Consider the following 17704-nt stretch of genomic DNA (forward strand, 5'->3'; position numbering starts at 1 on the left):
GGGGCTCCCGGACCGGGATCTCGTTGACCCCCGGCTGGTTGTACGACACCGTTCGTGTGACGACGTGCCCGCTCGGCAGGCGGTGGCGCGTGCGGGTGAGGTAGCCGTGCGCCTCCAGCTCCCGCAGGGCCGACGCGATTCTCGTCTCGCCCTCGGGGAAGCGGTCCGTCAGCGTCCTGATGTCGACGCGGGCGCCGGTGGGCAGCGACTGGATGTGGACGCCGAGCCCGATCGCGAGCCCCGACAGCTGCGGGTGCTGGGCGAGGTGGTTGCCGATCACCGTGAACCGGGCGGTGTGGCGGACTTTGACGTGTGTGACGCCTCGCGGATGCTGCTGCGCAAACTGATGCGGAATCCGGGGCCGGGCGCACGTGGGCGCGCTAGGGTGCTGTTTATCCATGGGGAAGCGTCTTCTTCCTCGGTGGTCAGGCCCTCGATCGGGAGTCCAGTCCCGGCCGGGGGCCGTCGCATGTTCTGGGGTCTGTTCGGGCGAGCATATGACCGACAACCAGTCGGAAATCCAGCTGAGTTGCGGATTGTCACCCTTGTGGGCGATGCGGGTTCGCGGTGCTGACGAGAGGCCGAACCGGGTCAGGTGAGAGCCGGGCGGGGCTGGGTTTGGTGGGTTCTCTCCCTGAGTTCTTGAAAAGCATTTGATGCCGGGCGGTACCGGTCGGTCGTTTACCGGGACGGTGGAATCCGGGGGCCGGTGGGGGCGGGTCCGGAGCCGGCGGGCTTCAGCGCCGGCGTCAGTGCTGATGCCGGTGCCGGATGCGGTACGAAGTTGAGCTCGGCCCAGACCGTCTTGCGCGGGGGTCTGCCGGGCGTGACACCCCAACGGTCGGAAAGCGCCTCCACGATGACGAGCCCGCGCCCCGACTCGTCGGCGGGGCCCGGGTGTTGCGGGCCGAGGGTCCGACGGTCGCCGCGGGTGTCGGTCACCTCGATACGGAGGGTGCCGCCGATCACGTACAGCGTGAGGCGGAAGTCGCGGCCGGGGACGCGGCCGTGCGTGACGGCGTTGGCGGCCAGCTCGGCCACGATGTGCTCCGCGCGGTCGGGGTCCAACGGCAGCCCCCAGGCGCGGACTTGCTCGGTCGTGAACCGCCGGGCGAGACGGGCGCCGCGGGGTGTCGCTGAAAGGAGCAGGCTGAAGCTGCGGACGGTTTCTTGATTCACGTCACACAGCGTGGCCACCCGTGTCTACTCTGAACTGGGGTTACGACTCTGCGTATCGGGACTGTCACTCTGTGGTCCCGGTCTGTCCTGGTTGTCTCGGGTGTCGTACGGGTGCGGGTGGGTGTTGGAGGTGGGTGGAGATGAGCAGCGGTGAGGGCGTGGACGAGGCGGGCTGGGACCTCGAACCGGGGGACGAGAGCGCGCCGTTGGTGGAGGCCGTCGGGCGGCTGGTCAGGATCTGCCGCGAGGCGGCCGGGCTGCGGGTCGCCGACGTCGGTGAGGCCCTCGGATACGGCGAGGACATGATCCGCAAGATCGAGCGCGGGGCGCGGATTCCCCGGCCGGAGTTCCTCGACCGGGCGGACGAGGTGCTGAAGGCGAGCGGGCACCTCAAGGCGTTCAAGGGGGATGTGGAGAGGGCCCGGTACCCGAAAAAGGTGCGGGAGCTGAAGGAGTTGGAGGACGGGGCGGTCGAGTTGCTGCAATACAGCAACCACAACATCCAAGGACTGCTGCAGACGCCGGAGTACGCGCGGGCGCTGTTTGAGATGCGACAGCCCATGCACTCGCCGGACGCGGTGGAACGGGGTATCGCTGCGCGTCTGGCCAGAAAATCGATCTTCGAGCGAGAGCCCGCTCCGACGCTCAGCTTTGTCCAGGAACAGGTGACGCTGGAACGCCCCCTCGGTGGGAACATGGTGCTACGGCGGCAACTCGAACACTTGCTAGAGGTGGGGAAGCTGCGGAACGTCACACTTCAGGTCATGCCGACCAAGCGCGAAGAGCATGCCGGGGTGCAGGGTCTGATCCAGGTGCTGAAGTTCGCCGACGGAACCGCGGTTGGACGTTGCCCTGGCGCGTTCAACGGCCGCCCTGTCAGCGACCCCAGGGATCTTCGTATTCTTGAACTGCGCTATGGCATGATCCGGGCGCAGGCTCTCACGCCTGGGGAGTCGCTGGCCTTCATCGAACGAACGCTGGGAGAGCTATGAGCACCACGGAACTCCGCTGGTTCAAAAGCAGCTACAGCGACAGCGGCGAGATTGACGACTGCGTCGAAATAGCCAAAGCCCCCGCCGCCGTCCACGTCCGTGACTCCAAGAACCCTGCCGGGGCGCGGCTCACCCTCAGCCCTGCCGCCTGGGCGTCGTTCGTGGCCCCCCTGGCGCCGGGCCGCTAGCCGGGGTCGGGGGCCGGGTCACTGCATGTTCTGCACATGCGGATGGTCGGGCGCGGCCGTACACACGTACAGCTGCAAGTTGTAGCTGCGGCCGATGTTCAGCCGGGTCGAGCAGGCCGGGCCGAGGAAGTGCAGGCCCGTATAGCCGGCGTCCTCCACAGGACGCCAACTGCCGCTGCCGCCGTCCCATTCGCCGCCGTCGATCGTGAGCAGGGGCCGCACGTCCGAGCCGCACTCGGGGCACGCCATGGGGAACGGGTCGCTGAAGCTCCAGGGGGCGTGACCGCCGACCTTGCAACCCGGGGCGACGCTGAGGTCGTACTGATAGCCGATGGCGGCGGCGTCATCCAGCTCGTCCGACTCATCCAGTTCCTCCGGGTTCTGCTCTTCCTCCCAGGCCTCGATGCGGTCCGCCAGGTCCTCGGGCAGTTCGTGCGGGGCCGGGTACTCGGTGACCGTTTCGGGGTGGAGCACGCAGGGTTCGGGGAGGTAGTCGTCGTTGCCGATCACCGACGGCCGCGGGGCGGTGGTGAGGGGGTCGGTCACGTCGGCGGAGGCGCGCCAGCGGAGTGTGACCGCGGGGAGGTAGTCCTCGGTGTGGTCGAAGGGGCACCACAGGACCTGGAGCAGATCGGCACCGGCCGGGCGGGGCAGCGCGGGGACGTCGGCGGCGTACAGCTGGACCACGGGGATCATGGGGGCCGGGCCGTCCTGGGGTATCCGTGTCCGGCCGGAGAACGAGGCGCGGTCGACGACGACCTGCTCCTCGGGGGTGAGGAGATCGGCGCCCTCGGCACGTGGCCGCGCCCAGGCCTCGTCGAGGATGCGCCGTCCCAGCCGTACGTCGTCGGGGGTGACACCGCGGTGCGAGGGGCCGGCGTGATCCGGGCAGGTGGGCCACGGTTCGTGGGCCGGCCACAGAAGAGGACCGCCGATCGAACTGTCGGCGGCGGTCGGCGTACCGGCACGCGGGTGCAGTCGTACGGCGGTACGGGCCATCGGCGCCAACTCGGGGAAGAGGGCGGTGATGTCGAGGGGGCGGGGTGGGGTGGTGCGGGGCATGGGGGAGAGGCTATGTGTGCACGCAGGCGCAAGGTGAAGGTGGGGCACGTCCGATGGCCGACGGGGCGCGGGCGGCGGCGTACACCTGGTCCACCGAGGGGGATGCAAACGCCGTGACCGCGGAATTTCACATGAAGCTGGACGAAGGAATGCTCGGCTATTTCCGCGAGATAGCGGACGAAATGGCGGGGCGGTTCGGTATCTCCCGCGCGGAGGCGGTGGCGAGGGTCAGTGAGAGGTACGGAGGTACGGAGATATCTCCGTACCCCGATCTCATGTGCCATGAGCTTCCGGAGTTCTGGGCTTACGGCCTGTACTACTACCCCGACGACGCCGGACGTCTTCCGACGGGGGACGCGGACGCGGGTGTCGACCTGGCGCGACTGCGGATCCGTCCCCGGCCGCCCGAGGATTCGCCCGTGTGGACCCTCCGTGGGGACCTTCGAGGCGGGGGAGAGGCGTGAGCAGCACTGTCGAGTACCGGCTCCGGGGCTCCCGCTCGCAGGGCGGCCTGGCCGCGGACCTTACGGCGGAGCACCGCTCCCCTGGTACCGGTGACGGAAGCTGCCTGCAGATCCATCGCAACGTCTCGCTGGCGCTCCCGGGCGGCACTCACTGGCGCGACGCCGCATGGCTCGCCTTCGGGCTCTCCGTGCACTCCGCGGACCTGTCCTCCGCGCACCCCGACGGCCTGCTCGTCGAGGTCGCCGCGCTCACCTTCCCCCTCGCCCACTACCGGCCCGAGGTCGCGGCGCTGGTGATGGACGCCTGGCTGCGCAACGAATTCGCCCTGCCTGATCAGGGGCTGCGCGCCGCTCGCGACGAGGAGAAGGGGGAATGGGGATTCCAGTGGGGAGGGCATCCTGACCCCTTTTCGGGCGGGCCCTGACTGGTGGTCGTTACCGCGCCGCGCAAAGGAAGAGCTGCAATGGGTGATGCATACGCCTCGTGTGTCTTCTGTGGGGAATTCGTCCTGCATGTCCCCGGGTGGGCCAGCGATGTTCCCTCGTACCGGCTCATGCGGGCGACCTGGCGGGAGGAGCACGCGTTCCTCGTCGGGTCGCTCCACTTCTCCTGCCTGCGGGCGTCGGCCGTCCGGGCGGAGTTCGCCGCCGAGTTCGCGGGGATCGCGACCGGGCACGGGAGGGAGATTGCGTTTCAGGCGGCCGGCGGGACGCGGACCCTGGTCCAGCCCGGTCTCGGGTATGTCGAGGAGATCTTCCGGGGTGACGCGTGCGCCGTCCATCGCAGTGACACCCGGGACAGCTGGCTCGTACAGGAGCATGCCGGGCCCTGGTACGTGCTGGACCGGCCGCAGATCGAGGGCGTCGCGCGAGGGGAGCGGCCTCGTCTCGATTCCGGTGTGGAGCGGATCGTGCTCCCGGGGGAGCCGATGGCGGGCCTCGCCGATGCCACGCTTCCCGGGCTGTTGGACAGCCTCGGTGTCACGGACCGGTATCCGGGCCTCGCTGCGGGGGAGCCGGAGTACGAGTTCTGGAAGTACTCCGCCCCCAAGCGCGTACTGGAGTACGCGGTGATCGCCACCCCGCCCCTGCCCGCGGAGGCCGCCGCGTTCCTGCGTGACCACGCCCCGGGGTATCGGCCGATCGACTTCGACGCGCTCGGACGCGAGGAGCGGCACCGGGGCTGAGAACGCCGGGCGGCGATGCCTGGAAGGCCCCCGCCGGCACCGCCGACAGGGCCGGGATGCCCGAAGAGTTTGACGCGCGTCCCCCCGGGGGTATCCTCTCCGGCTCGATTCGCCAGGTCGGTGCCCCGTGTGGCAGACTGTCGGGGTTGCTCGGTTGAGTGCCGATGCTGCGCGCCTCCCGCCGGGAGGACCGGAAGCGAGTCCCACAGTACTCGTCGCCCCAACTGCCCCAGGGCAGCGCTGGAGCGGACGTACGGGAATCTTCCGGGAAGTGTCAGCGGGGTGCAGACCAGGCACCCGGTGGGTGTTCGGCCCCCGGTCCTGCGGTCGTCTTTGGGATGGGCCGCGTCCCTGGTAGGGAAATCCGCTTGTGGATATCTCTGCGGTGAGGATGCGACACACCCGACCGCGTGGGTCGGAGACAGGACGCGAACCCGCGGGTTGCAGAGCGTTTCACTAGACAAAGGACTACTGAGTAGCCATGGCGGGACAGAAGATCCGCATCCGGCTCAAGGCCTACGACCACGAGGTCATCGATTCCTCGGCGAAGAAGATCGTCGAGACGGTGACGCGCACTGGTGCGTCGGTCGCGGGCCCGGTGCCGCTGCCCACTGAGAAGAACGTGTACTGCGTCATCAAGTCGCCGCACAAGTACAAGGACTCGCGCGAGCACTTCGAGATGCGCACGCACAAGCGCCTGATCGACATTCTCGACCCGACCCCCAAGACCGTTGACTCTTTGATGCGACTCGACCTCCCGGCCGGTGTCGACATCGAGATCAAGCTCTAAGGGATGTGGTCTGAGAATGGTTAAGCAGATCAAGGGCATCCTGGGCGAGAAGCTCGGCATGACGCAGGTGTGGGACGAGAACAACCGTGTTGTTCCGGTCACCGTCGTCAAGGCCAGCCCCAACGTCGTGACCCAGGTCCGTACGAATGACGTCGACGGCTACGAGTCGGTCCAGATCGCCTTCGGCGAGATCGACCCGCGCAAGGTGAACAAGCCCCTCAAGGGCCACTTCGCCAAGGCCGACGTCACTCCCCGCCGTCACCTCGTCGAGATCCGTACCGCTGACGCCAGCGAGTACGTCCTCGGCCAGGAGATCACCGCCGAGACCTTCGAGTCCGGCATCAAGGTGGACGTGACCGGTACGAGCAAGGGCAAGGGCTTCGCCGGTGTCATGAAGCGTCACAACTTCAAGGGACTCGGCGCCGGTCACGGCACCCAGCGCAAGCACCGCTCTCCCGGCTCCATCGGTGGCTGCGCCACCCCGGGCCGTGTGTTCAAGGGCCTCCGCATGGCGGGTCGCATGGGCAACGAGCGCGTCACCACCCAGAACCTGACCGTCCACGCCGTTGACGCGGAGAAGGGTCTGCTGCTCATCAAGGGCGCGGTCCCCGGTCCGAACGGCGGCCTCGTCCTGGTCCGCACCGCGGCCAAGGGGGCCTGAGGTACCGATGAGCACTGTTGACATCATTTCGCCGGCAGGCGACAAGACCGGGACGGTCGAGCTCCCCGCGGAGATCTTCGACGTCGAGAAGATCAGCATCCCGCTGCTTCACCAGGTCGTAGTCGCTCAGCTGGCCGCTGCCCGCCAGGGCACGCACAAGACCAAGACCCGCGGCGAGGTTCGTGGTGGCGGTAAGAAGCCTTACCGTCAGAAGGGCACCGGCCGCGCGCGCCAGGGCTCGACCCGCGCCCCGCAGTTCGCCGGTGGTGGCGTCGTCCACGGCCCGCAGCCGCGTGACTACTCGCAGCGGACCCCGAAGAAGATGAAGGCCGCGGCCCTGCGCCACGCCCTCACCGACCGGGCCCGCAACGCTCGCATCCACGTCGTCTCCGGCGTGATCGAGGGCGACAACCCCTCCACCAAGGCCGCGAAGGTCCTGCTCGGCAAGATCTCGGAGCGCAAGAACCTGCTCCTGGTCATCGACCGTGCCGACGAGGCCGCGCTGCTCTCCGCGCGCAACCTGCCCCAGGTCCACATCCTGGAGCCGGGCCAGCTGAACACGTACGACGTTCTCGTCTCGGACGACGTGGTCTTCACCCAGGCCGCTTTCGAGTCCTTCGTGTCTGGCCCCCAGGCCTCTGACACCGAAGGGAGCGAAGCCTGATGGCTACGCGTCACCCGAGCATCGCCCCCAAGGCGGCCAAGGCCGCCAAGGCCGCGCGCATCGCCAAGGCGAAGCGCCACGAGGCCGAGGGCAAGAACACCGTTGAGACGCCGCTGAGCAAGAGCTTCACGGACCCCCGTGACGTCCTCATCAAGCCGGTCGTCTCCGAGAAGAGCTACGCGCTGCTCGACGAGGGCAAGTACACCTTCGTCGTCGCGCCGGGCGCCAACAAGACCCAGATCAAGCAGGCCGTCCAGGCGGTCTTCTCGGTCAAGGTCACCGGGGTCAACACGATCAACCGCCAGGGAAAGCGCAAGCGGACCAAGAGCGGCTTCGGCAAGCGTGCTGACACCAAGCGCGCCATCGTGACCCTCGCTGAGGGCGACCGTATCGACATCTTCGGCCAGGCCTCCTAACGGAGCGCCCTGGTCCGAATATCGGACGAGGACTGAGAAATGGGAATCCGCAAGTACAAGCCGACTACGCCGGGGCGTCGTGGCTCCAGCGTCGCCGACTTCGTCGAGGTCACGCGGTCCACGCCGGAGAAGTCGCTGGTCCGCCCGCTGCACAGCAAGGGCGGCCGTAACAACGCCGGTCGTGTGACCGTTCGCCACCAGGGTGGCGGACACAAGCGCGCCTACCGAGTGATCGACTTCCGTCGGCACGACAAGGACGGCGTGCCGGCGAAGGTCGCGCACATCGAGTACGACCCCAACCGCACCGCGCGCATCGCGCTGCTTCACTACGCGGACGGCGAGAAGCGCTACATCCTCGCCCCCCGCAACCTGTCGCAGGGCGACCGCGTCGAGAACGGTCCCGGGGCCGACATCAAGCCGGGCAACAACCTGGCCCTCCGCAACATCCCGGTCGGTACCACGATCCACGCGATCGAGCTCCGTCCCGGTGGCGGTGCCAAGTTCGCCCGCTCCGCCGGTGCCTCCGTGCAGCTGCTCGCGAAGGAGGGCCAGATGGCCCACCTGCGCATGCCGTCCGGAGAGATCCGCCTGGTCGACGTGCGCTGCCGCGCCACCGTCGGCGAGGTCGGCAACGCCGAGCAGTCGAACATCAACTGGGGCAAGGCCGGCCGCAAGCGCTGGCTGGGCGTCCGCCCGACCGTTCGCGGTGTGGCGATGAACCCGGTTGACCACCCGCACGGTGGTGGTGAAGGCAAGACCTCCGGTGGACGTCACCCGGTCTCGCCGTGGGGTCAGAAGGAGGGTCGTACTCGTTCGCCGAAGAAGGCTTCGAACAAGTACATCGTCCGCCGCCGCAAGACGAACAAGAAGCGCTAGGAGCGGGTTTAGATGCCGCGCAGTCTCAAGAAGGGGCCCTTCGTCGACGACCACCTCATCAAGAAGGTGGACGTACAGAACGAAGCCGGTTCCAAGAACGTCATCAAGACCTGGTCCCGTCGCTCGATGATCATCCCGGCCATGCTCGGCCACACGATCGCGGTGCACAACGGCAAGACCCACATTCCGGTGTTTGTCACCGAGTCGATGGTCGGCCACAAGCTCGGCGAGTTCTCGCCGACGCGCACCTTCCGGGGTCACGTCAAGGACGACCGGAAGTCGAAGCGCCGCTAACGCGGGGTGGAATCGACCATGACAGACACTGGAAGGACAACCATGGAAGCCAGGGCCCAGGCGCGGTACATCCGCGTCACGCCCATGAAGGCCCGCCGAGTGGTGGACCTTATCCGTGGCATGGATGCCACGGAGGCTCAGGCGGTCCTGCGTTTCGCCCCGCAGGCCGCGAGCGTGCCCGTCGGCAAGGTGCTTGACAGCGCCATCGCCAACGCCGCACACAACTACGACCACACCGACGCCGACAGCCTCGTCATCTCCGAGGCGTATGTCGACGAGGGTCCGACCCTGAAGCGGTTCCGTCCGCGCGCCCAGGGCCGCGCCTACCGGATCCGCAAGCGGACCAGCCACATCACCGTGGTCGTCAGCAGCAAGGAAGGAACCCGGTAATGGGCCAGAAGGTTAACCCGCATGGGTTCCGGCTCGGCATCACCACGGACTTCAAGTCCCGTTGGTACGCCGACAAGCTGTACAAGGACTACGTCAAGGAAGACGTCGCCATCCGTCGGATGATGACGTCCGGCATGGAGCGCGCCGGCATCTCGAAGGTAGAGATCGAGCGCACCCGTGACCGCGTCCGTGTGGACATCCACACCGCGCGCCCGGGCATCGTCATCGGCCGCCGCGGCGCCGAGGCCGACCGCATCCGCGGTGACCTGGAGAAGCTGACCGGCAAGCAGGTCCAGCTGAACATCCTTGAGGTCAAGAGCCCGGAGACGGACGCTCAGCTGGTGGCCCAGGCCGTCGCCGAGCAGCTGTCCTCCCGCGTCTCCTTCCGTCGCGCCATGCGTAAGAGCATGCAGGGCACGATGAAGGCCGGCGCCAAGGGCATCAAGATCCAGTGTGGTGGCCGTCTCGGCGGCGCCGAGATGTCCCGCTCGGAGTTCTACCGCGAGGGCCGTGTGCCCCTGCACACGCTCCGCGCGAACGTCGACTACGGCTTCTTCGAGGCCAAGACGACCTTCGGCCGTATCGGTGTGAAGGTCTGGATCTACAAGGGCGATGTCAAGAACATCGCCGAGGTCCGCGCCGAGAACGCCGCGGCCCGTGCGGGTAACCGCCCGGCCCGTGGTGGAGCCGGTGGCGGCGGCGACCGCCCGGCACGTGGCGGTCGTGGTGGCGAGCGTGGCGGCCGTGGCCGCAAGCCGCAGCAGCAGTCCGCGCCGGCAGCCGAGGCCCCCAAGGCCGACGCTCCCGCCGCCGCTGCCGCTCCGGCCGAGAGCACCGGAACGGAGGCCTGACCGAAATGCTGATCCCTCGTAGGGTCAAGCACCGCAAGCAGCACCACCCGAAGCGCCGCGGTCAGGCCAAGGGCGGTACGCAGGTTTCGTTCGGCGAGTACGGCATTCAGGCCCTCACGCCGGCGTACGTCACGAACCGCCAGATCGAGGCGGCTCGTATCGCGATGACCCGCCACATCAAGCGTGGCGGCAAGGTCTGGATCAACATCTACCCGGACCGCCCGCTGACGAAGAAGCCCGCCGAGACCCGCATGGGTTCCGGTAAGGGTTCCCCCGAGTGGTGGGTCGCGAACGTGCACCCGGGCCGGGTCATGTTCGAACTGTCCTACCCCAACGAGAAGATCGCCCGTGAGGCCCTCACTCGCGCAGCCCACAAGCTGCCGATGAAGTGCCGGATCGTCAAGCGCGAGGCAGGTGAAGCGTGATGTCGGCCGGTACCAAGGCGTCCGAGCTGCGCGAACTGGGTGACGAGGAGCTTCTTGCGAAGCTTCGCGAAGCCAAGGAAGAGCTGTTCAACCTCCGCTTCCAGGCGGCGACCGGTCAGCTCGAAAACCACGGGCGGCTCAAGGCCGTCCGCAAGGACATCGCGCGGATCTACACCCTGATGCGTGAGCGCGAGCTGGGCATCGAGACGGTGGAGAGCGCATGAGCGAGAACAACGTGACCGAAGAGACCAAGACGAGCCGCGGCTTCCGCAAGACCCGTGAGGGTCTCGTCGTCAGCGACAAGATGGACAAGACCGTCGTCGTCGCTGTCGAGGACCGCGTCAAGCACGCGCTGTACGGCAAGGTCATCCGCCGTACGAACAAGCTCAAGGCGCACGACGAGCAGAACGCCGCGGGCGTCGGCGACCGGGTTGTCATCATGGAGACCCGTCCGCTGTCCGCGACGAAGCGCTGGCGCATCGTCGAGATCCTTGAGAAGGCCAAGTAGTAAGTACCTGAGGGGTTTCCCGCAGGTTGGTTCCGCCAGGCTCGGCAGGGGTTTCCGTGAAGGAGCCCCTGCCGGGAACCGGCAGACAATCAGGAGATAGACGTGATCCAGCAGGAGTCGCGACTGCGTGTCGCCGACAACACTGGTGCGAAGGAAATCCTTTGCATCCGTGTGCTCGGTGGCTCCGGTCGCCGCTACGCGGGCATCGGTGACGTCATCGTCGCCACCGTCAAGGACGCGATCCCCGGCGGCAATGTGAAGAAGGGTGACGTCATCAAGGCGGTCATCGTTCGCACCGTCAAGGAGCGTCGTCGTCCCGACGGCTCGTACATCCGCTTCGACGAGAACGCCGCCGTCATTCTGAAGAACGACGGCGACCCTCGTGGCACCCGTATCTTCGGCCCTGTCGGCCGTGAGCTGCGCGAGAAGAAGTTCATGAAGATCATCTCGCTCGCGCCGGAGGTGCTGTAAGCATGAAGATCAAGAAGGGCGACCTGGTTCAGGTCATCACCGGTAAGGACAAGGGCAAGCAGGGCAAGGTCATTGCCGCTTTCCCGCGCGAGGAGCGCGTCCTGGTCGAGGGTGTCAACCGGGTCAAGAAGCACACGAAGGCCGGTCCCACCGCTCGCGGTTCGCAGGCCGGTGGCATCGTCACGACCGAGGCGCCCGTCCACGTCTCCAACGTCCAGCTGGTCGTTGAGAAGGACGGCAACAAGGTCGTCACGCGCGTCGGTTTCCGCTTCGACGACGAGGGCAACAAGATCCGCGTTGCCAAGCGGACGGGTGAGGACATCTGATGGCTACCACCACCATTCCGCGTCTCAAGACGAAGTACCGCGAGGAGATCGCGGGCAAGCTGCAGGAAGAGTTCTCGTACGAGAACGTCATGCAGACCCCGGGCCTCGTCAAGATCGTGGTCAACATGGGTGTGGGCGACGCCGCCCGCGACTCCAAGCTGATCGAGGGCGCCATCCGCGACCTCACCACGATCACCGGTCAGAAGCCGGCCGTCACCAAGGCCCGCAAGTCCATCGCGCAGTTCAAGCTGCGTGAGGGTCAGCCGATCGGTGCCCACGTCACGCTTCGTGGCGACCGCATGTGGGAGTTCCTGGACCGCACCCTGTCGCTCGCGCTTCCGCGCATCCGCGACTTCCGCGGTCTGTCTCCCAAGCAGTTCGACGGTCGTGGCAACTACACCTTCGGTCTCACCGAGCAGGTCATGTTCCACGAGATCGACCAGGACAAGATCGACCGCGTCCGGGGTATGGACATCACCGTGGTCACCACGGCGACCAACGACGCCGAAGGCCGTGCCCTTCTCCGTCACCTCGGCTTCCCCTTCAAGGAGGCGTAAGCGAGATGGCGAAGAAGGCTCTGATTGCCAAGGCTGCTCGTAAGCCCAAGTTCGGTGTGCGTGGCTACACCCGTTGCCAGCGCTGCGGCCGCCCGCACTCCGTGTACCGCAAGTTCGGTCTCTGCCGCGTGTGCCTTCGTGAGATGGCTCACCGTGGAGAGCTCCCGGGCGTGACCAAGAGCTCCTGGTAGTCCCCCCAACAGGGACGACCGGACGCTCTCGGTAAGCAGTGGGTTGGCAGAGGCTCTCCCCTCCATGGCTTAGGCTAGGAGGGTTGGGCGTCTGCCGCCCGGACGCATGTGGGTACAGCCCACTAGTTAACGCTTACTACGCCGTAGGTCCCCGCACCGCACCCGTCCCGCCACTGAGTGGGGAGAGGGATGGCGCATACAGGAAACCCCGGCGAGAGAGGCCGAAGGCCAATTCATGACCATGACTGATCCCATCGCAGACATGCTTACTCGTCTGCGTAACGCGAACTCGGCGTACCACGACGATGTCGCGATGCCCCACAGCAAGATCAAGTCGCACATCGCGGAGATCCTCCAGCAGGAGGGCTTCATCACCGGCTGGAAGGTCGAGGACGCCGAAGTCGGCAAGAAGCTCGTCCTTGAGCTGAAGTTCGGTCCGAACCGCGAGCGCTCCATTGCGGGCATCAAGCGGATCTCGAAGCCGGGTCTGCGTGTGTACGCGAAGTCCACCTCCCTGCCCAAGGTGCTGGGTGGCCTCGGCGTGGCGATCATCTCCACGTCGCACGGTCTCCTCACCGGACAGCAGGCCGGCAAGAAGGGCGTAGGCGGAGAAGTTCTCGCCTACGTCTGGTAGCGGAAGGGAACGGAGGAAACAGCTATGTCGCGTATTGGCAAGCTCCCCATCACGGTTCCCGCCGGCGTGGACGTCACCATCGACGGCCGTACGGTTCAGGTGAAGGGCCCCAAGGGCTCTCTCTCCCACACCGTCGCGGCGCCGATCGAGGTCGCCAAGGGTGAGGACGGCATTCTCAATGTCACCCGCCCGAACGACGAGCGTCAGAACAAGGCCCTCCACGGCCTGTCCCGCACGCTGGTGGCGAACATGATCACCGGCGTGACCACGGGTTACGTGAAGAAGCTCGAAATCAGCGGTGTCGGTTACCGCGTCCTGGCGAAGGGTTCCAACCTGGAATTCTCGCTCGGCTACAGCCACTCGATCACGATCGAGGCGCCCGAGGGCATCTCCTTCAAGGTCGAGAACCCGACACACTTCTCGGTCGAGGGAATCGACAAGCAGAAGGTCGGCGAGGTTGCGGCCAACATCCGCAAGCTGCGCAAGCCCGACCCGTACAAGGCCAAGGGCGTCAAGTACGAGGGCGAAGTCGTCCGGCGCAAGGTCGGAAAGGCGGGTAAGTAAGCCATGGCATACGGTGTCAAGATTGCTAAGGGCGACGCTTACAAGCGTGCTGCCATCAAGCGACGTCACATCCGCATCCGGAAGCACATCTCCGGTACGGCTGAGCGGCCTCGCCTGGTCGTGACGCGCTCGAACCGCCACATCGTGGCCCAGGTGATCGACGACGTTAAGGGTCACACCCTCGCGTCGGCGTCCACCCTGGACACGACCATCCGCGGCGGCGAGAACGACAAGTCCGAGCAGGCCAAGTCGGTCGGCGCCCTGGTCGCCGAGCGCGCCAAGGCCGCCGGTGTCGAGGCTGTCGTATTCGACCGTGGTGGAAACCAGTACGCCGGGCGCATTGCCGCTCTGGCGGACGCCGCCCGCGAAGCCGGACTCAAGTTCTGAGTCCTGTTCCGTAGCTAGCGGAAACAGAGAGAGGTAATTCCAATGGCTGGACCCCAGCGCCGCGGAAGCGGTGCCGGTGGCGGCGAGCGGCGGGACCGGAAGGGCCGTGACGGCGGCGCAGCTGCCGAGAAGACCGCGTACGTCGAGCGTGTCGTCGCGATCAACCGTGTCGCCAAGGTTGTGAAGGGTGGTCGTCGCTTCAGCTTCACTGCGCTCGTCGTAGTGGGCGATGGTGACGGCACCGTCGGTGTCGGTTACGGCAAGGCCAAGGAGGTGCCGGCCGCGATCGCCAAGGGTGTTGAAGAGGCCAAGAAGCACTTCTTCAAGGTCCCCCGTATCCAGGGCACCATCCCGCACCCGATCACGGGCGAGAAGGCCGCGGGCGTCGTCCTGCTCAAGCCTGCCTCCCCCGGTACCGGCGTCATCGCCGGTGGCCCGGTGCGTGCTGTCCTGGAGTGCGCCGGCGTTCACGACATCCTGTCGAAGTCGCTCGGCTCTTCCAACGCGATCAACATCGTGCACGCGACCGTGGCGGCCCTCAAGGGCCTGCAGCGTCCCGAGGAGATCGCGGCCCGCCGCGGTCTGCCCCTTGAGGACGTCGCCCCTGCGGCTCTCCTGCGTGCACGTGCGGGAGCGGGTGCGTAATCATGGCTCAGCTCAAGATCACGCAGAAGAAGTCGTTCATCGGCAGCAAGCAGAACCACCGTGACACCCTTCGTTCGCTTGGTCTCAAGCGGATCAACGATGTGGTCGTCAAGGAGGACCGCCCCGAGTTCCGCGGAATGGTTCACACCGTCCGCCACCTCGTGACGGTTGAGGAGGTCGACTGATCATGGCGGAGAACAACCCGCTCAAGATCCACAACCTCCGTCCCGCCCCGGGCGCCAAGACCGCGAAGACGCGAGTCGGTCGTGGTGAAGCGTCCAAGGGTAAGACGGCCGGTCGTGGTACCAAGGGCACGAAGGCCCGTTACCAGGTTCCGGAGCGCTTCGAGGGTGGCCAGATGCCCCTCCACATGCGTCTCCCGAAGCTCAAGGGCTTCCGGAACCCGTTCAAGACCGAGTACCAGGTCGTGAACCTCGACAAGCTGGCGTCGCTGTACCCGGAGGGTGGCGAGGTCACCGTCGAGGGACTCGTCGCCAACGGTGCGGTTCGCAAGAACAGCCTCGTCAAGGTCCTCGGCCAGGGCGAGATCTCCGTGGCACTGCAGGTGACGGTCGACGCCGTCTCCGGCTCCGCCAAGGAGAAGATCACCGCCGCCGGCGGTACCGTCACCGAGCTGATCTGATCTCTTCAGGCGATTCGATGACTTGAGCGATCCCGACCGGGGATGCCCCACAAAAGGGGCATCCCCGGTTGGTCGTTCCTAGGGGAGCGGTGTCGCCGGTAAGGTGGCCTGCGCTGCTAATTTTCGCCCGGTGTGCCGCCAGGGAACTCCAGGTGGCTTCTGACTGTTAGTTAGCTGTCCGTTACTTATTCGTCGAACCTCAAGACCGTCACCTCTGGCGCACTTGCGCGGGGGTCGCAGGAGGCACCGTGCTCACCGCGTTCGCCCGGGCGTTCAAGACGCCCGACCTGCGCAAGAAGCTGCTCTTCACGCTCGGCATCATCGTGGTCTATCGGGTGGGTACGCACATCCCGATCCCGGGAGTCGACTATACGAACGTCCAGGCCTGTATCGATCAGGCGAGCTCCGGGAACCAGGGTCTGTTCGGCCTGGTGAACATGTTCAGTGGTGGCGCGCTGCTGCAGATCACGATCTTCGCCCTCGGCATCATGCCGTACATCACGGCGAGCATCATCCTGCAGCTGTTGACCGTGGTGATCCCGCGCCTGGAGGCCCTCAAGAAAGAGGGCCAGTCTGGTACGGCGAAGATCACGCAGTACACCCGTTACCTGACGGTGGCGCTGGCCATCCTGCAGGGCACCGGCCTGGTGGCCACCGCCCGCAGTGGTGCCCTGTTCACGGGGTGCACGGTCGGCACCCAGATCGTGCCCGACCAGTCGATCTTCGTCACGATCACGATGGTCATCACCATGACCGCCGGTACGGCCGTCGTCATGTGGCTCGGTGAGCTCATCACCGACCGCGGCATCGGCAACGGCATGTCGATCCTGATGTTCATCTCGATCGCCGCCACGTTCCCGTCGGCACTGTGGGCCATCAAGGTGCAGGGCAACCTGGCGGACGGCTGGATCGAGTTCGGCACCGTCATCGCGGTCGGCCTCGTCATGGTCGGCCTGGTGGTCTTCGTGGAGCAGGCTCAGCGCCGCATTCCCGTCCAGTACGCGAAGCGCATGATCGGCCGCCGGTCCTACGGCGGCACGTCCACGTACATCCCGCTGAAGGTCAACCAGGCCGGCATCATCCCTGTGATCTTTGCCTCGTCGCTGCTCTACATCCCGGCGCTGGTGGCCCAGTTCGCAGGTGGGACCGCGGGTTGGAAGACCTGGATCGAACAGAACCTCACCAAGGGCGACCACCCGATCTACATCGCCACCTACTTCCTGCTGATCGTGTTCTTCGCCTTCTTCTACGTCGCCATCTCCTTCAACCCCGAAGAAGTCGCGGACAACATGAAGAAGTATGGTGGCTTCATCCCGGGCATCCGGGCCGGCCGGCCGACCGCTGAGTACCTGGGATACGTACTCAACCGGATCACGTGGCCGGGTTCGCTGTATCTGGGCCTGATCGCTCTCGTACCGACGATGGCGTTGGTTGGTTTCGGGGCAAACCAGAACTTCCCGTTCGGTGGCACCAGCATCCTGATCATCGTGGGTGTCGGTCTTGAGACGGTGAAGCAGATCGAGAGCCAGCTCCAGCAGCGCAATTACGAAGGGTTCCTCCGCTGATGCGAATCGTCCTCGTCGGGCCGCCCGGGGCGGGCAAGGGAACGCAGGCCGCGTTCCTCGCCAAGAACCTGTTGATCCCGCACATCTCCACGGGCGACCTCTTCCGTGCGAACATCAGCCAGCAGACCGAACTGGGCAAACTGGCGAAGTCGTACATGGACGAGGGCAACCTCGTACCGGACGAGGTCACCATCGCGATGGCCAAGGACCGCATGGAGCAGCCGGACGCCGCGAACGGCTTCCTGCTCGACGGCTTCCCGCGGAACGTCTCGCAGGCCGAGGCGCTGGACCAGGCCCTCAAGGCCGATGGTGTGGAACTCGACGGGGTGCTCGACCTGGAGGTCCCCGAGGACGAGGTCGTCAAGCGCATCGCCGGCCGCCGTGTCTGCCGCAACGAATCGAGTCACGTCTTCCACGTGACGTACAGCCCGCCGAAGAAGGAAGGCGTCTGCGACGTCTGCGGCGGCGAGCTGTACCAGCGCGGCGACGACACCGAGGAGACCGTCCGCAAGCGCCTGGAGGTCTACCACACCCAGACCGAGCCGATCATCGACTACTACGGGGCCCAGGGCCTGGTAGTGACGATCTCGGCGCTCGGCAAGGTGGACGAGGTCACCAAGCGTGCGATGGACGCCCTCAAGCGTCAGGCCGAGGGCAAGGACCAGCGCGACGAGGACAAGAACGACAGCCGGGGCGACGGCGGCAAGTAGCCGTCCCGACCGGTTCGGCCGCGGTGCCCTCCAGGGGCGCCGCGGCCTTACTGTTGTGTACGTA

Annotated in this window: 30 protein-coding genes and 1 pseudogene; 28 read left to right on the forward strand and 3 right to left on the reverse strand. The window is 66.4% G+C overall.

Annotation, left to right across the window (positions count from 1 at the left end; translation table 11 throughout):
* A pseudogene (locus C6Y14_RS41840) lies at positions 1 to 400 on the reverse strand (helix-turn-helix domain-containing protein); the annotation flags it as partial.
* Positions 401 to 681: 281 nt separating this feature from the next.
* Positions 682 to 1179: an ATP-binding protein gene (locus C6Y14_RS41845; protein WP_107022253.1), complete on the reverse strand. Its 498-nt coding sequence runs from the start codon at positions 1177 to 1179 to the stop codon at positions 682 to 684.
* 140 nt (positions 1180 to 1319) lie between these two features.
* On the opposite strand from C6Y14_RS41845, the gene C6Y14_RS41850 reads away from it, so the two are divergent.
* A complete protein-coding gene (locus tag C6Y14_RS41850; RefSeq protein WP_107022189.1) occupies positions 1320 to 2171 on the forward strand; it encodes a helix-turn-helix domain-containing protein in 852 nt (283 codons plus the stop codon).
* Positions 2168 to 2359 carry a DUF397 domain-containing protein gene (locus tag C6Y14_RS41855; protein ID WP_107022190.1) on the forward strand — a complete coding sequence of 64 codons (192 nt, stop codon included), beginning with the start codon at positions 2168 to 2170 and terminating at the stop codon, positions 2357 to 2359. The genes C6Y14_RS41850 and C6Y14_RS41855 overlap by 4 nt, the downstream gene beginning before the upstream one ends.
* 18 nt (positions 2360 to 2377) lie before the next feature.
* Here C6Y14_RS41855 and C6Y14_RS41860 read toward each other — a convergent pair whose 3' ends face one another.
* On the reverse strand, positions 2378 to 3421 hold the full coding sequence (locus C6Y14_RS41860; RefSeq protein ID WP_107022191.1) for a hypothetical protein: 1044 nt from the start codon (positions 3419 to 3421) through the stop codon (positions 2378 to 2380).
* 53 nt (positions 3422 to 3474) lie between these two features.
* Between C6Y14_RS41860 and C6Y14_RS41865 the strand changes: the two genes are divergently transcribed.
* From C6Y14_RS41865 to C6Y14_RS41995, 26 genes are all read left to right on the forward strand, one after another.
* The gene (locus tag C6Y14_RS41865; RefSeq protein WP_225891549.1) at positions 3475 to 3885 is read left to right on the forward strand and encodes a hypothetical protein; all 411 of its coding nucleotides are present in this window, start codon (positions 3475 to 3477) and stop codon (positions 3883 to 3885) included.
* Entirely contained in the window at positions 3882 to 4310 is a 429-nt protein-coding gene (locus tag C6Y14_RS44390) for a hypothetical protein (protein WP_159074412.1), read from the forward strand. Before C6Y14_RS41865 ends, C6Y14_RS44390 begins: the two co-directional genes overlap by 4 nt.
* A gap of 39 nt (positions 4311 to 4349) precedes the next feature.
* Complete coding sequence (locus C6Y14_RS41875; protein ID WP_107022192.1) at positions 4350 to 5072, forward strand: hypothetical protein; 723 nt, start codon at positions 4350 to 4352, stop codon at positions 5070 to 5072.
* A 481-nt stretch (positions 5073 to 5553) separates the two neighbouring features.
* Positions 5554 to 5862: a 30S ribosomal protein S10 gene (rpsJ, locus tag C6Y14_RS41880; protein WP_003948644.1), complete on the forward strand. Its 309-nt coding sequence runs from the start codon at positions 5554 to 5556 to the stop codon at positions 5860 to 5862.
* A gap of 16 nt (positions 5863 to 5878) precedes the next feature.
* Positions 5879 to 6523 (forward strand): 50S ribosomal protein L3, encoded by a 645-nt coding sequence (gene rplC, locus C6Y14_RS41885; protein ID WP_107022193.1) that lies wholly within the window; start codon positions 5879 to 5881, stop codon positions 6521 to 6523.
* A 7-nt stretch (positions 6524 to 6530) separates the two neighbouring features.
* Positions 6531 to 7187, forward strand: coding sequence for a 50S ribosomal protein L4 (gene rplD / locus C6Y14_RS41890; protein WP_107022194.1), 657 nt, complete (start codon positions 6531 to 6533; stop codon positions 7185 to 7187).
* A complete protein-coding gene (gene rplW, locus C6Y14_RS41895) occupies positions 7187 to 7603 on the forward strand; it encodes a 50S ribosomal protein L23 (RefSeq protein WP_107022195.1) in 417 nt (138 codons plus the stop codon). The genes rplD and rplW overlap by 1 nt, the downstream gene beginning before the upstream one ends.
* 39 nt (positions 7604 to 7642) lie before the next feature.
* A complete protein-coding gene (gene rplB / locus C6Y14_RS41900; RefSeq protein WP_028805741.1) occupies positions 7643 to 8479 on the forward strand; it encodes a 50S ribosomal protein L2 in 837 nt (278 codons plus the stop codon).
* A gap of 12 nt (positions 8480 to 8491) precedes the next feature.
* Positions 8492 to 8773 carry a 30S ribosomal protein S19 gene (gene rpsS / locus C6Y14_RS41905; protein WP_006376029.1) on the forward strand — a complete coding sequence of 94 codons (282 nt, stop codon included), beginning with the start codon at positions 8492 to 8494 and terminating at the stop codon, positions 8771 to 8773.
* A gap of 42 nt (positions 8774 to 8815) precedes the next feature.
* Positions 8816 to 9163: a 50S ribosomal protein L22 gene (rplV, locus tag C6Y14_RS41910; RefSeq protein ID WP_030619142.1), complete on the forward strand. Its 348-nt coding sequence runs from the start codon at positions 8816 to 8818 to the stop codon at positions 9161 to 9163.
* A complete protein-coding gene (rpsC, locus tag C6Y14_RS41915) occupies positions 9163 to 10014 on the forward strand; it encodes a 30S ribosomal protein S3 (RefSeq protein ID WP_107022196.1) in 852 nt (283 codons plus the stop codon). Before rplV ends, rpsC begins: the two co-directional genes overlap by 1 nt.
* Positions 10015 to 10019: 5 nt before the next feature.
* Positions 10020 to 10439, forward strand: coding sequence for a 50S ribosomal protein L16 (gene rplP / locus C6Y14_RS41920; protein WP_099500627.1), 420 nt, complete (start codon positions 10020 to 10022; stop codon positions 10437 to 10439).
* Positions 10439 to 10663 (forward strand): 50S ribosomal protein L29, encoded by a 225-nt coding sequence (rpmC, locus tag C6Y14_RS41925; protein ID WP_003998824.1) that lies wholly within the window; start codon positions 10439 to 10441, stop codon positions 10661 to 10663. Before rplP ends, rpmC begins: the two co-directional genes overlap by 1 nt.
* Positions 10660 to 10947 carry a 30S ribosomal protein S17 gene (gene rpsQ, locus C6Y14_RS41930; RefSeq protein ID WP_107022197.1) on the forward strand — a complete coding sequence of 96 codons (288 nt, stop codon included), beginning with the start codon at positions 10660 to 10662 and terminating at the stop codon, positions 10945 to 10947. Before rpmC ends, rpsQ begins: the two co-directional genes overlap by 4 nt.
* 102 nt (positions 10948 to 11049) lie before the next feature.
* Positions 11050 to 11418, forward strand: a complete 369-nt coding sequence (gene rplN, locus C6Y14_RS41935) for a 50S ribosomal protein L14 (protein ID WP_003992364.1) — start codon at positions 11050 to 11052, stop codon at positions 11416 to 11418.
* A 2-nt stretch (positions 11419 to 11420) separates the two neighbouring features.
* Complete coding sequence (gene rplX, locus C6Y14_RS41940; protein ID WP_107022198.1) at positions 11421 to 11744, forward strand: 50S ribosomal protein L24; 324 nt, start codon at positions 11421 to 11423, stop codon at positions 11742 to 11744.
* Positions 11744 to 12301: a 50S ribosomal protein L5 gene (rplE, locus tag C6Y14_RS41945; protein WP_107022199.1), complete on the forward strand. Its 558-nt coding sequence runs from the start codon at positions 11744 to 11746 to the stop codon at positions 12299 to 12301. Before rplX ends, rplE begins: the two co-directional genes overlap by 1 nt.
* 5 nt (positions 12302 to 12306) lie before the next feature.
* Positions 12307 to 12492 (forward strand): type Z 30S ribosomal protein S14, encoded by a 186-nt coding sequence (locus C6Y14_RS41950; protein ID WP_003948630.1) that lies wholly within the window; start codon positions 12307 to 12309, stop codon positions 12490 to 12492.
* A gap of 235 nt (positions 12493 to 12727) precedes the next feature.
* Positions 12728 to 13126, forward strand: a complete 399-nt coding sequence (gene rpsH, locus C6Y14_RS41960) for a 30S ribosomal protein S8 (protein WP_081218894.1) — start codon at positions 12728 to 12730, stop codon at positions 13124 to 13126.
* A 24-nt stretch (positions 13127 to 13150) separates the two neighbouring features.
* The gene (gene rplF, locus C6Y14_RS41965; protein ID WP_107022200.1) at positions 13151 to 13690 is read left to right on the forward strand and encodes a 50S ribosomal protein L6; all 540 of its coding nucleotides are present in this window, start codon (positions 13151 to 13153) and stop codon (positions 13688 to 13690) included.
* 3 nt (positions 13691 to 13693) lie between these two features.
* Positions 13694 to 14077 (forward strand): 50S ribosomal protein L18, encoded by a 384-nt coding sequence (rplR, locus tag C6Y14_RS41970; protein WP_107022201.1) that lies wholly within the window; start codon positions 13694 to 13696, stop codon positions 14075 to 14077.
* A 42-nt stretch (positions 14078 to 14119) separates the two neighbouring features.
* A complete protein-coding gene (gene rpsE, locus C6Y14_RS41975) occupies positions 14120 to 14722 on the forward strand; it encodes a 30S ribosomal protein S5 (RefSeq protein ID WP_055513610.1) in 603 nt (200 codons plus the stop codon).
* Positions 14723 to 14724: 2 nt separating this feature from the next.
* A complete protein-coding gene (rpmD, locus tag C6Y14_RS41980) occupies positions 14725 to 14907 on the forward strand; it encodes a 50S ribosomal protein L30 (RefSeq protein ID WP_107022202.1) in 183 nt (60 codons plus the stop codon).
* A gap of 2 nt (positions 14908 to 14909) precedes the next feature.
* Positions 14910 to 15365, forward strand: a complete 456-nt coding sequence (gene rplO / locus C6Y14_RS41985; RefSeq protein ID WP_107022203.1) for a 50S ribosomal protein L15 — start codon at positions 14910 to 14912, stop codon at positions 15363 to 15365.
* A gap of 248 nt (positions 15366 to 15613) precedes the next feature.
* Positions 15614 to 16930: a preprotein translocase subunit SecY gene (secY, locus tag C6Y14_RS41990; protein WP_107022204.1), complete on the forward strand. Its 1317-nt coding sequence runs from the start codon at positions 15614 to 15616 to the stop codon at positions 16928 to 16930.
* Positions 16930 to 17640: an adenylate kinase gene (locus C6Y14_RS41995; protein WP_107022205.1), complete on the forward strand. Its 711-nt coding sequence runs from the start codon at positions 16930 to 16932 to the stop codon at positions 17638 to 17640. Before secY ends, C6Y14_RS41995 begins: the two co-directional genes overlap by 1 nt.
* Positions 17641 to 17704: the final 64 nt, after the last annotated feature.

The organism is Streptomyces dioscori (genome assembly GCF_003024195.1).
GTDB lineage: Bacteria > Actinomycetota > Actinomycetes > Streptomycetales > Streptomycetaceae > Streptomyces > Streptomyces dioscori.

Bases quoted from the DNA above. Each gene is read 5' to 3' on its own strand.
- C6Y14_RS41850 (WP_107022189.1), top strand. From the start codon at position 1,320: ATGAGCAGCGGTGAGGGCGTGGACGAGGCGGGCTGGGACCTCGAACCG.
- C6Y14_RS41855 (WP_107022190.1), top strand. From the start codon at position 2,168: ATGAGCACCACGGAACTCCGCTGGTTCAAAAGCAGCTACAGCGACAGC.
- C6Y14_RS41860 (WP_107022191.1), bottom strand. From the start codon at position 3,421: ATGCCCCGCACCACCCCACCCCGCCCCCTCGACATCACCGCCCTCTTC.
- C6Y14_RS41865 (WP_225891549.1), top strand. From the start codon at position 3,475: ATGGCCGACGGGGCGCGGGCGGCGGCGTACACCTGGTCCACCGAGGGG.
- C6Y14_RS41875 (WP_107022192.1), top strand. From the start codon at position 4,350: ATGGGTGATGCATACGCCTCGTGTGTCTTCTGTGGGGAATTCGTCCTG.
- rpsJ (WP_003948644.1), top strand. From the start codon at position 5,554: ATGGCGGGACAGAAGATCCGCATCCGGCTCAAGGCCTACGACCACGAG.
- rplC (WP_107022193.1), top strand. From the start codon at position 5,879: ATGGTTAAGCAGATCAAGGGCATCCTGGGCGAGAAGCTCGGCATGACG.
- rplD (WP_107022194.1), top strand. From the start codon at position 6,531: ATGAGCACTGTTGACATCATTTCGCCGGCAGGCGACAAGACCGGGACG.
- rplW (WP_107022195.1), top strand. From the start codon at position 7,187: ATGGCTACGCGTCACCCGAGCATCGCCCCCAAGGCGGCCAAGGCCGCC.
- rplB (WP_028805741.1), top strand. From the start codon at position 7,643: ATGGGAATCCGCAAGTACAAGCCGACTACGCCGGGGCGTCGTGGCTCC.
- rpsS (WP_006376029.1), top strand. From the start codon at position 8,492: ATGCCGCGCAGTCTCAAGAAGGGGCCCTTCGTCGACGACCACCTCATC.
- rplV (WP_030619142.1), top strand. From the start codon at position 8,816: ATGGAAGCCAGGGCCCAGGCGCGGTACATCCGCGTCACGCCCATGAAG.
- rpsC (WP_107022196.1), top strand. From the start codon at position 9,163: ATGGGCCAGAAGGTTAACCCGCATGGGTTCCGGCTCGGCATCACCACG.
- rplP (WP_099500627.1), top strand. From the start codon at position 10,020: ATGCTGATCCCTCGTAGGGTCAAGCACCGCAAGCAGCACCACCCGAAG.
- rpmC (WP_003998824.1), top strand. From the start codon at position 10,439: ATGTCGGCCGGTACCAAGGCGTCCGAGCTGCGCGAACTGGGTGACGAG.
- rpsQ (WP_107022197.1), top strand. From the start codon at position 10,660: ATGAGCGAGAACAACGTGACCGAAGAGACCAAGACGAGCCGCGGCTTC.
- rplX (WP_107022198.1), top strand. From the start codon at position 11,421: ATGAAGATCAAGAAGGGCGACCTGGTTCAGGTCATCACCGGTAAGGAC.
- rplE (WP_107022199.1), top strand. From the start codon at position 11,744: ATGGCTACCACCACCATTCCGCGTCTCAAGACGAAGTACCGCGAGGAG.
- C6Y14_RS41950 (WP_003948630.1), top strand. From the start codon at position 12,307: ATGGCGAAGAAGGCTCTGATTGCCAAGGCTGCTCGTAAGCCCAAGTTC.
- rpsH (WP_081218894.1), top strand. From the start codon at position 12,728: ATGACCATGACTGATCCCATCGCAGACATGCTTACTCGTCTGCGTAAC.
- rplF (WP_107022200.1), top strand. From the start codon at position 13,151: ATGTCGCGTATTGGCAAGCTCCCCATCACGGTTCCCGCCGGCGTGGAC.
- rplR (WP_107022201.1), top strand. From the start codon at position 13,694: ATGGCATACGGTGTCAAGATTGCTAAGGGCGACGCTTACAAGCGTGCT.
- rpsE (WP_055513610.1), top strand. From the start codon at position 14,120: ATGGCTGGACCCCAGCGCCGCGGAAGCGGTGCCGGTGGCGGCGAGCGG.
- rpmD (WP_107022202.1), top strand. From the start codon at position 14,725: ATGGCTCAGCTCAAGATCACGCAGAAGAAGTCGTTCATCGGCAGCAAG.
- rplO (WP_107022203.1), top strand. From the start codon at position 14,910: ATGGCGGAGAACAACCCGCTCAAGATCCACAACCTCCGTCCCGCCCCG.
- C6Y14_RS41995 (WP_107022205.1), top strand. From the start codon at position 16,930: ATGCGAATCGTCCTCGTCGGGCCGCCCGGGGCGGGCAAGGGAACGCAG.